This is a genomic window from Pseudomonas borbori (genome assembly GCF_900115555.1).
GTDB classification, from domain to species: Bacteria; Pseudomonadota; Gammaproteobacteria; order Pseudomonadales; family Pseudomonadaceae; genus Aquipseudomonas; species Aquipseudomonas borbori.
Genome location: NZ_FOWX01000003.1, coordinates 113,155 through 125,341 on the forward strand (window position 1 = coordinate 113,155; position 12,187 = coordinate 125,341).

General features: G+C 63.8%; 10 protein-coding genes and 1 pseudogene. All 11 read right to left on the minus strand.

Annotated features, from left to right (window positions below; all coding sequences use genetic code 11):
- Nucleotides 1-172: 172 nt before the first annotated feature.
- A complete protein-coding gene (gene argE, locus BM315_RS03120) occupies nt 173-1,330 on the minus strand; it encodes an acetylornithine deacetylase (protein WP_090497725.1) in 1,158 nt (385 codons plus the stop codon).
- Nucleotides 1,327-1,593 (minus strand): annotated as a pseudogene (locus tag BM315_RS03125) (NAD(P)/FAD-dependent oxidoreductase); the annotation flags it as partial. The gene argE and the pseudogene BM315_RS03125, both read right to left, overlap by 4 nt.
- A 53-nt stretch (nt 1,594-1,646) precedes the next feature.
- Complete coding sequence (locus tag BM315_RS03130) at nt 1,647-3,071, minus strand: FAD/NAD(P)-dependent oxidoreductase (protein WP_090497727.1); 1,425 nt, start codon at nt 3,069-3,071, stop codon at nt 1,647-1,649.
- Nucleotides 3,053-3,361, minus strand: coding sequence for a (2Fe-2S)-binding protein (locus BM315_RS03135; RefSeq protein WP_090497730.1), 309 nt, complete (start codon nt 3,359-3,361; stop codon nt 3,053-3,055). Before BM315_RS03135 ends, BM315_RS03130 begins: the two co-directional genes overlap by 19 nt.
- Nucleotides 3,358-5,190 (minus strand): ABC transporter ATP-binding protein, encoded by a 1,833-nt coding sequence (locus BM315_RS03140; RefSeq protein WP_090497733.1) that lies wholly within the window; start codon nt 5,188-5,190, stop codon nt 3,358-3,360. Before BM315_RS03140 ends, BM315_RS03135 begins: the two co-directional genes overlap by 4 nt.
- 1 nt (nt 5,191) lies before the next feature.
- Complete coding sequence (locus BM315_RS03145) at nt 5,192-6,106, minus strand: ABC transporter permease (protein ID WP_090497735.1); 915 nt, start codon at nt 6,104-6,106, stop codon at nt 5,192-5,194.
- A complete protein-coding gene (locus tag BM315_RS03150; RefSeq protein WP_090497736.1) occupies nt 6,103-7,056 on the minus strand; it encodes an ABC transporter permease in 954 nt (317 codons plus the stop codon). The genes BM315_RS03145 and BM315_RS03150 overlap by 4 nt, the downstream gene beginning before the upstream one ends.
- Nucleotides 7,057-7,138: 82 nt before the next feature.
- The gene (locus tag BM315_RS03155) at nt 7,139-8,782 is read right to left on the minus strand and encodes an ABC transporter substrate-binding protein (protein WP_090497738.1); all 1,644 of its coding nucleotides are present in this window, start codon (nt 8,780-8,782) and stop codon (nt 7,139-7,141) included.
- Between the two features lie 85 nt (nt 8,783-8,867).
- Nucleotides 8,868-10,142, minus strand: a complete 1,275-nt coding sequence (locus BM315_RS03160) for an NAD(P)/FAD-dependent oxidoreductase (protein WP_090497740.1) — start codon at nt 10,140-10,142, stop codon at nt 8,868-8,870.
- 39 nt (nt 10,143-10,181) lie between these two features.
- Nucleotides 10,182-10,850 carry a haloacid dehalogenase type II gene (locus tag BM315_RS03165; RefSeq protein WP_090497741.1) on the minus strand — a complete coding sequence of 223 codons (669 nt, stop codon included), beginning with the start codon at nt 10,848-10,850 and terminating at the stop codon, nt 10,182-10,184.
- Between the two features lie 403 nt (nt 10,851-11,253).
- Entirely contained in the window at nt 11,254-12,180 is a 927-nt protein-coding gene (locus BM315_RS03170) for a 2-hydroxyacid dehydrogenase (RefSeq protein WP_090497743.1), read from the minus strand.
- Between the last annotated feature and the right edge of the window lie 7 nt (nt 12,181-12,187).

A 12,187-nucleotide genomic window follows, 5' to 3' on the forward strand; every position in this document is an offset into this window, starting at 1 on the left:
GCTGCGATGCCCTGTAGGAGGCGCGCCCCGCGGCGATTGCAGCCCGCAGAGCTGCCTATTTATCGATTCATGGGTACAGCGAAAAGCTCGCCCCGAGGTCACGGAACGCCGCCCGGATGAGCATGCGTGACGGCCCTCCCTTGTGCGCGAGAGCCTGACGAGAAATCTGGCGCTACAGCTTCAACGAACCCAGCAACCCCTCGAGAAAGCGCTCGCCGGCGTCCATCTGGCTGACTTCGATGAATTCGTCGGGCTTGTGCGCCTGTTCGATGGAGCCCGGCCCGCAGACCACCACCGGTACATTCAGGCGCTGGCTGAACAAGCCACCCTCGGTGCCGAAGGACACCTTCGCGCTGCCGGTATCCGCCGGGGCGAAGTTCTTCAACAAACGCACCGCTTCCACGCTGGGATGGGTATCGAGGCCGGGGTAGACGTTGAGGGTCTCGATCTCGATGTCGGCGACGCTGGACAAGCGCTTGGCCTCGCGCACTATCGTCTCGGCCTGTTCGCGCATCTGATCGAGAAACTGATCGAGGTCATCGGCCGGCAGATTGCGCACTTCAAAATCCAGGCTGCACAGGTTCGGCACTATATTCAGCGCCTTGCCGCCGACGATTTGCCCGACATGCACGGTGCTATAGGGCACGTCGTAGTCCGCATCCTGCGCGCCCTGCTCCTGCAAACGCTGCTGGCTCTGGCGCAGTGCGGCGATAAAGTCGCAGGCCACGTGAATGGCGTTGACCGAGCGCGGCGCCAGGGACGAGTGCGCTTCCTGGCCCCGGCAGAAGGCGCGGTAGGAACCCTTGCCCTTGTGGCCGAGGACGAACTGCATCTCGGTCGGTTCGCCGACGATACACAGGAACGGGCGCAACGGCGCCAGGTGCAACACATCGAGCAGGCGGCGCACACCGACGCAGCCGATTTCCTCGTCATGCGACAGCGCCAGCTGCAACGGCCGGCTCAACGAGGCATCGGCGGCCTCGAGCATGGCGTCGATGGCCAGGGCGATAAAACCCTTCATGTCGCAGCTGCCGCGGCCGTAGATGCGCCCATCCTTCAGCGTCGCCTGGAACGCCGGCACGCTCCAGGCCTGGCCGGCGGCGGGTACCACGTCGGTGTGCCCGGACAGCAGAATCCCCGGCACATCGCGCGGGCCGGTGCTGGCGAACAGATTGGCCTTGCGCCCGCTCTCGTCCTTGACGATCAAGGACTCGATGCCCTTGCTCAGCAGCAGCTCGCGCACATATTCGATCAACGCCAGGTTCGACTCCGACGAAACGGTGTCGAAGGCGATCAGCCGTTTGAAAATTTCCAGGACACGGGGTTTCATGAGGCCTTGCTCCGCTGCAGGGATGAAGTGGCGAACCGGCGGATATGAAAGGGTTCGATGGCGGTGCTGGTGCTACCGCTGCTGATCAACTCGGCCATCACGCCCCCTACCCCTGGGCCGAGCTGGAAACCATGGCCGCTGAAACCGAAGGCGTAATACAGGCGATCGATCGTGCCGCTGGGCTCCATGATTGGCAGGGAATCCGGCAGGTAGCTCTCGATACCGCTCCAGGTGCGGATGATGTTCAGGTTGGCCATCTGTGGCGCCGCGCCCATCAGGCCGCCGCCGACGATCAGTACATCGCTCTGGGCAACGCTCACGGTGCCATCTCCTCGGCCTGTTTGAGTTCCTCGGTCAACATCGACAGCGGCTTGACCGGCGCCTGGCCGCGTTGGCGGCCGACCCGTTCGACAGCGACGCCGGCTGCCGCGGCTATCACCTCGGCGCCGGCCTGGGAGCAGTAGCGGCCCTGGCAGCGGCCCGTGCCGACCCGGCTGAAGGCCTTGGCGCGATTGACCTCGCAGGCGCCCTTCACGTGGACCATGGCGCGCAACTCACCGGCCGTAATCATTTCGCAGCGGCAGACGATCGCCGCGTCCGGCAAGGTCCTGGCCTGCGCCGCCGGCCAGGGAAAGGCCTGGTACAGGCCGCGACTGAACTCATCCATCACCGTCAGGACGCGACGCTGCAAGGCGAGCGCTTCGCCGTGCACCGGCTGTTGCAGATCCTGTAACAGGGCCAGCGCAACCAGGCGTCCGGAGTGCTCCGCGGCATCGGCGCCGCGGATTCGTGCACCATCGCCGGCGGCATACACGCCACTGACCGAAGTGCGCCCTTCTTCATCGGTATCCAGCACCCACTGCTGCGATACCTCTTGGAAGCGCATACGGCAACCGGCCAAGTCGGCCAGCTGGGTTTCCGGACGCAGGTGATAGCCCATCGCGACCGCATCGCAGTCGAACTCCAGGCTGTCGCCGTGGCTGGTGCGCACCCGCACCGCGCTGACGCCGCTGGTCGCGTCGCCCAGCACCTGCAGGGGTTCGACCCCCAGGTGCAGCGGGATTCGCGCCAGGTGGAGCTGCGCCAACAGTTTCATCCCGGTGAACAGCAGTCCGGGACGCGCGAGCAACTTCGGCAGGGCCGCGATGCGCTTGCGCAACGGCGAAGTATCCAGCACCGCGGCCACAGTAGCGCCGGCTTTGAGGTACTGGCTGGCGACCAGGTACAGCAGCGGCCCGCTGCCGAGGAACACCACCTGGCGGCCGATCGACACCGTCTGCGCCTTCAGCGCTATCTGCGCCCCGCCCAGGCTATAGGTGCCGGCCAGTTGCCAACCCTCGATCGGCATCAGCCGATCGGTGGCGCCGGTGCAGAGAATCAGCGCATCGTAAGCAACGCTCGTATGCTTGCCCTGGCTGACGCAGCACAGCTGGCCCGGCCTCAGGTTCCACACCAGGGTATCGGGGCGGTAATCGATCTGCTCGCGCAGGCGGTCGAAGCTCTGGTGCAGCGCCCTGGCCTTGTCCGCCTCGCTACCGTACAGGGTGGCGTAGTCGCGGCTGAAACCCTCGGGCTGGCGGCGATAGATCTGGCCGCCATCGCGGCGGTTCTCATCCAGCACAATCGGCCTGATTCCCGCCGCCACCAGGGTTTCGGCGCAGCGGGTGCCGGCTGGGCCAGCACCGACTATCACCACCCGGACGCCGTCTTTCGGCAGATTTTTCAGCCGCGTAAGGGCCATATCGCCTCCGCTTGCCTGGTGACGATATCCAGTCCCTCGCGGACTTCGTTGGAGCAAGCGCGCAGACGCTCGCCGCTACGGGTCCAGACCCAGCAGTCCTGGCAGGCACCCATCAGGCAGAAGCCGGCGCGTCGGCCCGGATCGAATTCCGACTGACGCAGGGCCGACACCTGGGTCAATAACGCAACCATCAGAGTGTCGCCCTGCAATGCCTCGATGGGCTCACCATCGACCAGCAGCCTGACGCTTGGCCGCTCACCCTCGGCCAAACGTACGAAGCGTCCACTCACGCGTAGGTGCCCACTAGCTTCATGCTGTTGACGCTTTCCTGCGCCTTGAGCAGATCGGCACCGCTGTGATGGCAAAGAATCTCACTACCGCCGGCGATGTTGCCGCGCGGTGGCGCGCTGCGGTTGCACAGGCCGTCGATGCGCACCGGGCAGCGATCGAGGAACGGACAGAGATTCGCTACGCTGGCCGGCTCGCCGATCGGCGGCAGCCCGCCTTTAGCAGCCCCGCAGTGTTCCAGCCAGCCCTGGCGCAGCTCCGGCACCGAATTGGTCAACAGGTTGGTGTAGGGGTGGAACGGCGCCTGGACGAACGCCTGCTGATCGCCGGCCTCGACCTTGTAGCCGCTGTACATCACCACTATGTCGTCGCACAGCGCACGTACGGTGGAGATGTCATGGCTGATGAACAGGTAGGAGACCCCCAGTTCGCGGCGCAGGTCGCGTAACAGTTCGAGGATCGCCGCGCCCACCACCGTATCCAGCGCCGAGGTCACTTCGTCGCAGAGGATCAGATCCGGCTCCGCCGCCAGCGCCCGCGCCAGGTTGACGCGCTGTTTCTGCCCGCCGGACAACTCGCCGGGCCGGCGTTGCGCGATGCTGGCCGGCAACTGCACCAGCTCCAGCAACTCGGCGACCCGGCGCTGCTGCTGCGCGCCCTTCATGCCGTGGTAGAAACGCAGCGGGCGACCGAGGATCTGTTCGATGCTGTGCTTTGGGTTCAGCGCCGTATCGGCATTCTGGAAGACGAACTGCACACGGCGGAACTGCTCGCGGGTACGCCCGGCCAGCGTCCTGCTGAGCGGCTGGCCGTCCAGCAGGATATGTCCAGCCGTGGTTGGCGCCAGGCCGGCGATGGCCTGCGCCAGGGTGGTTTTTCCCGACCCCGACTCGCCGATCACGCCGACCGCCGCGCCGCGCCGAATCTTCAGATCGACGTCCTGCAGCACCTTCTTGGTGCCGTAGCAAATCTCCAGACCGTGAATGTCGAGCAGCACATCCTCTTCCGTCGAAGCTGCCTCTTGATCGCCCGCGCCCTGGCGCGCCGCCGGCCTTATCGCGGCCAGCAGGCTGCGGGTATAGGGATGCTCCGGCGCGGCGAGGATCTGTTCGGTAGGGTTGTTTTCCTGAATCTGGCCGTCGCGCAGCACGACGATGCGGTCGGCCATCTGCGCCACCACCGCCAGATCGTGGGAGACGTAAATCGCCGTGGTGCCGCGTTCGCGCACCACCTTCTTGAACGCCCGCAGCACTTCGATCTGGGTCGTGACATCCAGCGCCGTGGTCGGCTCATCCAGGATCACCAGTGCCGGATCGGTGATCAGCGCCATCGCCGCCATCAGCCTCTGCAACTGCCCACCCGAGACCTGGTGCGGATAGCGCGCGCCGATGCGTTCCGGCTCCGGCAGCGCCAGCTCGCGAAACAGCTCGACGGCCTTGGCCTGCGCCTGCTTGCGCGACAGCACGCCGTGGATCAGCGCGCTTTCGATCACCTGATCCATGATGCTCTTGGACGGATTGAATGCCGCGGCCGCGCTCTGCGCGATATAGGCCACGGTGCGCCCGCGCAGCTTTGCCAGCTGGGCATTCGACAGTTTCAGCACGTCGACATCACCGACCCGTACCGAGCCGCCGACGATACGGCAACCCGAGCGGGCATAACCCATCAGCGACAGCGCTATGGTGCTCTTGCCGGAACCGGACTCGCCGATCAGCGCCAGTACCTCGCCTTTGTTCAGGCTGAAATCGGCACCGTGCACGATAGGTACATCGATGCCCTCTTCGTTACGTGCGGCCACACGCAGGCCGCTTACCCTGACGATTTCGTTCATCTCACTTCTCCATCTCGCGCTTGGATCGCCCGCCGAAGCTGTCGATGAGCAAGTTGACCCCCATGGTCAGGGTGGCGATGGCGACTGCCGGTGCCAGCACGGCCGGGGCACCCGCCCAAAGGCCCTCGATGTTTTCCCGTACCAGCGAGCCCCAGTCGGCGTCCGGTGGCTGCACGCCCAGCCCAAGGAAACTCATGGCGCTGAGCAGCAGCACCACGTAGACGAAACGCAGGCCAAAGTCGGTCATCACCGGGCGCAGCATGTTCGGCAGCACTTCGACGAAGATGATGTAGGGCATGGCTTCGCCGCGGGTACGCGCAACCTGGACAAAGTCCATGGTCATCACGTTCACCGCCACCGCACGGGCGATCCGGAAGGAACCCGGCATATAGGCGAATGCGGCCATCAGCAACAACAGCGGCACCGAGGAGCCGAACGAGGCCACCATCAGCAGGGCAAAAATCTTGTTCGGAATCGCGATCAGCGCATCCTGGGTACGGCTTATGAGTGCATCGACCCAGCCACCGGACGCGGCCGCCACCAGCGCCAGGACCACGCCAGCCGTGCAGGCCAGCGCTGTGGCCGCCAACGCCACGCCTATGGTGAAAGGCGCGCCGTGCAACAAGCGGCTGAGGATATCCCGCCCCAGGTAGTCGGTACCCAAGGGAAACTCCAGGCTGAGCGGGCCGAAGTAGCCGTCGCTGATCATGGCGTTGGCATCGTGGGGCGCGAACAGGGGGCCGGCGACGGCCATCAGCGCCCAGAAGGTCACGATCAGCAGACCGATGACGCCGCCTACAGACAGCGAGAGCCGGCGCCGGCGGGTCCGCAGCGGCTCATTCAGGCCATCCTGCTTCAGGGCGTTATCCTTGCCGCTGCCGATGCTCGCTTTAGGTGAAATACTGTTCGGTTTCATTTGCGCAGCCTCGGGTTGGATAGGATTGCACAGAGGTCAGCCAGCAGAACCAGCATCAGAAAGCCCAAGCTGAACAACATCACGCACGCCTGGATCAACGGCATGTCACGCGTGACCACACCGTTTACCATCAGCGTCGCGACGCCCGGATAGTTGAAGATCGACTCGACTATGACTACGCCGCCCAACAGGTACGACAGGCTCAGCGCCACGGCGTTGGCAATCGGCCCGATCGCATTGGGCAGCGCATGACGAAGCACCACCCGGATTGGACGTGCGCCTTTGAGTATCGCCATTTCGACATAGGAGGCGCTGAGCTGATCGACCACCGCGGCCCGCGTCATGCGCGCCATCTGCGCCGTCAGTACGCAGCACAGCGTCAGCACCGGCAACGCGTAGATGCGCACCAGCTCACCGAACGACTCGACCTCGACGCTACGCGACAGCGCCGACAGCCAGCCCAGCTTCACGGCGAAGATCAGTACCGCGATGGTGGCGATCAGGAACTCCGGCACGGAGACGGCGAACACCGCCAGCATGTTGCTGTAACGGTCGAAGATCGAACCGCGGTACATCGCCGACAGAATACCTATGGTCAGCGCCAGCGGCACCGAGACCAACGCGGTAACCGCTGCCAGTTTCAGGGTATTGGGCAGCCGGCTGGCGATCATCTCGTCGACCGGCATGCCGTTGACCAGGGAGATGCCGGGATTGCCGGTGATCAGCCCGCCCAGCCAGTTGAAGTAACGCAGGTGCACGGGTAGATCCAGGCCTAACTGCGCACGCAGCGCCGCCAGCGCTTCCGCAGTCGCCTCCTGGCCGAGCTGTTCCTGGACCGCGTCGCCCGGCAGCAGGCTGGTGAGGAAAAACACCACCAGCGACACGATAAGCAGCGTAAGCACGCCTACAGCCAACCGACCACCAACCAGGCGTGCAATAGTGCTGTTCATAATTCATACCTTCACTTAGTGACGCCGCCTGCATGACCCGCAGGCGACGCCTTGGTTATCGAGCTATCGTTGCACCAATCGCTCAGGCATCCAGCCAGACGTGCTCGGCGAACATGTAGCCCATCAACCCACCGAGTGGATGAGGGGTAAGTCCTTTCAACTTGGTATTGTGGCCATCGAGGCTGCTGTTGAACTGCGAAATACCGACACCGCAGTGTTCATGCACCAGCACCTGCATATCGGCATACATCTGCTTGCGTTTGGCGTCGTCGGTTTCACCGCGCGCGGCCAGCAACAACTGGTCGAACTGTTCGTTCTTCCAGCCCGATTCGTTGTTGCCGGCGTCGGACTTGAAGAACAGGCTGAACAACAAGTCGGCGGTCGGACGCGCACCGATGTTGCCGAAGCCCAGCGGATGCTTCATCCAGTGATTGGACCAGTAGCCGTCCGCCGGCACCCGCTTGATATCGAGCTTGAGGCCGATCTGCTGTCCCGAGAGCTGCAGCAACTGCGCGATGTCCAGCGAGCCGGTAGCGGCTTCGGACGCCACGAGAGGCAGGGAACGCCCGGCCATGCCGGATTTCTGCAGGTGAAACTTGGCCTTCTCCGGGTCGTACTCACGTTGTGGCAGACCGGCGAAATAGTAACGATTGCTGGGGGCGATCGGCTGGTCGTTGGCGATCTTGCCGTAGCCACGGAAGGCAGCCCGATTGATCTGTTTGCGATCGAGCAGATGCTTCATCGCCAGGACGAAATCCGGGTTCTGCACCGGGCCCAGATCATCGCGCATGATCAGGTTGGTATAGCCACCGGTCGGGGTCTCCATCAACTCTACGTTGGCACTGTCCTGAATGCGCGAAACCGAACGCGGATTGATCGGGTTGATCAGGTCCACATCGCCGGCGAGCAGGGCACTGATGCGAGCGGCCTCGTCCGGAATCGAGAAGAACTCGATTTCGTCGAGGTAGGGCAGGCCCGGCTTCCAATAGCTGTCGTTGCGCGCGGCAATCGAGCGCACACCCGGCTGGAATTCCGCGCATTTGAAAGGCCCGGTGCCGTTGGCGAGGGCGAAATCGGTGGTGCCGTCACGCACGATGAGGAAGTGCGTGGTGGCGAGGATGGCCGGCAGGTCGGCGTTCGGGCTGGCCAAGCGGATCTGCAGCTCATGCGGCCCAACGGCCTTCACCTCCTCGAACTGCTGCGCGATGGTCAGCACCTTGGAGCCAGTTTCCGGCAGCTTGTGGCGGGTCAACGAATAGACGACGTCGGCCGAGGTGAATGGCTTGCCATCGTGGAATACCACGTCCTTGCGCAGCTTGATGGTCCAGGAGATCGCGTCGGCTGTATCGAACGACTCCGCCAGGGCCATCTGCGGCGCCAGTTGCGCGTCCAGGACCGCCAAACCGTTATAGAACATGTTGTGACGACAGTAGTCGGTGTAGTTACCGCCCTTGGCCGGGTCCAGCGTATCGGCGGTCGAGCTGGTCGCAGTGGCGACCTTGATACGGCCACCGCGCTTGCCTTTGCCCGTGCTTGCGGAGGTTGCGGCGAACACTTGGCCGGCCGAGCCGAACAGGCTGCCGGCGCCTGCCACCGCCACCCCAGCCAGCCCCAACATGCGCAGCGCGTCACGGCGTGACATGCCCCGGTTGAGCCCTTCGAAGACACGCAGGCTTTCTTGACCTGTGATCAGCTGAGAGTCGATTTTGTTTTTATTGTCAGTCATATCAGTTCTTCCTTTCGAAATTGATAAGGCTCGGGTGCTCGCTCATTGGCGAAGCGTTTCTACAACGTGACGCAACTGCATAAATTCAGTGTAAGTAGTCCTGCAACCGGTAATACGCACCTACCACCGGCAGGAACCAGGGCTTGCCGAAATGCCCGGGAATCGCTGGCCAACTCAGCTCGCCCCAGGGGTTCGCCTCGGCCTTGCCATCCATCACCTCGGCCATCACCTGGCCCATGTGCACCGACATCTGCACGCCATGGCCGCTGTAACCCATGGAGTGGTACACGCCGCCATGCTGGCCGGCGCGTGGCAGGCGGTCCGCGGTCATGTCCACCAGCCCGCCCCAGCAGTAATCGACCTTGACATGGGCCAACTGCGGGAACATCTGCACCATCGCCGCGTGCAGCACCTTGCCGCTCTTGGCGTCGGAATTGCCGCCGGACATGGCGAAGCGCGCCCGACCGCCGAACAGCAGACGGTTGTCCGGGGTCACCCGGAAGTAGTTGCCGATCATGCGGCTGGTGACGTACGAACGCTGTTGCGGCAGCAGGCGGTCGATCAGCTCTTTGGGCAGCACTTCGGTGGCGATGATGAAGCTGCCCACCGGCACTATCCGCCGCCGATACCAACCCAGGCCGCCATGTTGACTGGCGCCGGTCGCCATCAGAATTTGCCCGGTCTGCAGGCTGCCCCGGCTGGTATCGACCCGATAGCCACCGGCCTCGGCCTTCCAGCCCTGCACGGTGGTCTGCTGGTAGATCAGCGCGCCGTGCCGCGCCGCCGCCTCGGCCAGGCCGACACCGAAGCGCCCGACATGCATCTGCACGCCGTTACGCTGCAGTAGGCCGCCATAGAATTGGGCCGAGTCGACTTCGGCGCGGGCTTCTTCGGCGGACAGCAGCTCGACTTCGGCATCGACCTCGCGGCGAATCAATTCGCAGGTTCGCGCCAGCCCTTCGTAATGTTGGGGCTTGGCGGCCAGCTTGAGCTTGCCGCTACGCCTAAAGTCGCAGGCGATCTGTTCCTGCTCGACCAGCGTGACCACGCTCTGCACCGCACTTTCGTAGGCCTGGTAATAGACCCGCGCCTTGTCGGCACCGAGGCTGGCGACGAGGCCGCTGTAGTCCTGGGCGACCCCGGTGTTGCAATGCCCACCGTTGCGCCCGGAGGCCTCACCGACCACCCGTCCCGCTTCCAGCACCGCCACGCTCGCACCCTTCAGGGCCAGCGCCCGGGCCGCCGACAGACCGGTAAAACCGCCGCCGACGACGACAACATCGACTCGCGCCGGCAGCGCGCCGGTCTGAGCGCCGGTGAACGCCGGTGCGGTATCGAGCCAGTAGGACTCACTGCGCATGGCTAACCCCTTATCAAGTTGAGAAGTGACGATCGCGGCTCAGAGGCCGACCAGGCCGGCCAGCCCGCCGATATCGGCGATCTGCCGGTAGTTGTAGCAGGCGTTGCCCGGCTGCTCATGGCCGCGGGCGACGAAGGCCTTGTTCTTGATCTTCATGTCTTCGGCCGGCATCAGGTCGTAGCGGAAGCTCGAGGACACGTGCAGCACGTCCTCCGGACCGCAACCGAGGTTGTCGAGCATGTATTCGAAGGCTTGCAGGCGCGGCTTGTAGGCCTGGGCTTGCTGAGCGGTGAACACCTTGTGGAAAGGCACGCCCAGCTTGTCGACGTTGGACATGATCTGCTCGTCCATGGCGTTGGAGAAGATCACCAGCGGGATCTTGTCGGCGATCTTCGCCAGGCCGGCGGTCACGTCGGGATGCGGGCCCCAGGTCGGCACGGCGTTGTAGTAGAGCTGGCCTTCGCCGCGATATTCGATGCCCCAGCGCTTGCACAGGCGCGACATGGCGGTATCGAGAATTTCATCATATGGCCGCCAGTCACCCATCACCTGGTCCAGGCGATAGGCGGTGAAATCCTTGACGAACTGGTCCATCTGCTCAGGGGCAATGCGATCGGCGAACAGCTCGCGCGTCAGGGGGCCCATCTGGAAGTTGGTCAGCGTGCCGTAGCAGTCGAAGGTGATGTACTTGGGGCGCAGAAAGCTCATTTGGGCAGTCCTGAAAGTTCGTTGATAAAAGCGACGATACGTCGCAGCACCACGACTTCATTACAGCACCGTGAACCCAGCATATGACGTTAAAAGCGCGAGCCACCCAACATAAACCACCGTTTTGCCGGCCACGCTCAGCAGACTTTGCGGGGCACTCCAGAACAGGGCATTTCCAGGCTATACGCACCCTTCCGGGTCACGAATGCCTCTTCTAAAAGTAAGTGTAGACCGCTGCGTCCGCAGAAAATGCGCCCGGCAAAAACGCAAAACGGGCACCTCCCGAAGGAAGCACCCGTGTCATGAGTAGCCGCGATGATTCGCGCACTACCCGGCGCGATCATCGGTCAGCACAATCAGCTGCGGCGCGAGGTGGAACGTCGCGCGATCCCGGCGGCTCGACTCAATAACCGCGGGAGCGATCGATAACGTTCAAGAGCGCCTCGCCGCGCTGATGCCGGCGAAGATTATCCAGCAGGATCGGCGCGGCCGATTCAGGCTGGGTCATGCTCGCCACATGGGGAGTCAGGAATACCCGCGGATGGGCCCAGAAGGGATGCTCGGCCGGCAGCGGCTCGGGATCGGTCACGTCGAGAATCGCGCGGGACAGTTGGCCCGAATCCAGCGCTTCGAGCAGATCGGCATCCACCAAATGCGGACCGCGGCCGACGTTGATCAGCGAGGCCCCGGCGGGCAACGCCGAGAACAGCTTGCGGTTCAGGATACCCTTGGTCGCCGACGTCAGCGGCACCAGACAAATCAGGATGTCGCAACCCTTGAGGAAGTGCTGCAACTGATCGGGGCCAGCGAAACTCTCGACGTTATCCAAGTGACGCAGCGAACGATTCCAACCGCGCAACCTGAAACCGTAGTTCGCCAGCCGCTGCAGAACGGCACTGCCGAGCGAGCCCATGCCCATGACGCCGATCGTGCGCGCCGAGGCAGGCGGCACTTCGAGCGGGTCCCAGGTACGCGCCGCCTTCGCCGCCACATAGTCGAAGAAGTCGCGGTGAAGGGCCAGCACGGCGAGGCTGACATATTCCACCATGCCGTCGATGATGCCGGGCTCGACCATCCTGACGATGGGAATGTGCTTGGGTACGGCGGAAAAGTCGACATGATCGACCCCGGCTCCCGAGGAAAAAAACACCTTCAGCCGAGGCAGCTTGGCGATGAACTCCGCCGGCGCCTGCCAGGCTATCAGGTATTCGACCTCGTCGAGGTTGCCGGCGTCAGGCCAGACCCGGAAGTCGAGTTCGGGGGCATGCTCGGCGAAGTAGCTCGCCCAAGCGGCCGCACGGGGTGCATCTGATCGATAGAGAATGCTCATATTGAAG

Excerpts from the sequence above, each read along its gene's own strand:
- BM315_RS03160 (WP_090497740.1), bottom strand. The coding sequence starts at position 10,142 with ATGCGCAGTGAGTCCTACTGGCTCGATACCGCACCGGCGTTCACCGGC.
- BM315_RS03150 (WP_090497736.1), bottom strand. The coding sequence starts at position 7,056 with ATGAACAGCACTATTGCACGCCTGGTTGGTGGTCGGTTGGCTGTAGGC.
- BM315_RS03145 (WP_090497735.1), bottom strand. The coding sequence starts at position 6,106 with ATGAAACCGAACAGTATTTCACCTAAAGCGAGCATCGGCAGCGGCAAG.
- BM315_RS03165 (WP_090497741.1), bottom strand. The coding sequence starts at position 10,850 with ATGAGCTTTCTGCGCCCCAAGTACATCACCTTCGACTGCTACGGCACG.
- BM315_RS03155 (WP_090497738.1), bottom strand. The coding sequence starts at position 8,782 with ATGACTGACAATAAAAACAAAATCGACTCTCAGCTGATCACAGGTCAA.
- BM315_RS03130 (WP_090497727.1), bottom strand. The coding sequence starts at position 3,071 with ATGGCCCTTACGCGGCTGAAAAATCTGCCGAAAGACGGCGTCCGGGTG.
- BM315_RS03140 (WP_090497733.1), bottom strand. The coding sequence starts at position 5,190 with ATGAACGAAATCGTCAGGGTAAGCGGCCTGCGTGTGGCCGCACGTAAC.
- BM315_RS03170 (WP_090497743.1), bottom strand. The coding sequence starts at position 12,180 with ATGAGCATTCTCTATCGATCAGATGCACCCCGTGCGGCCGCTTGGGCG.
- argE (WP_090497725.1), bottom strand. The coding sequence starts at position 1,330 with ATGAAACCCCGTGTCCTGGAAATTTTCAAACGGCTGATCGCCTTCGAC.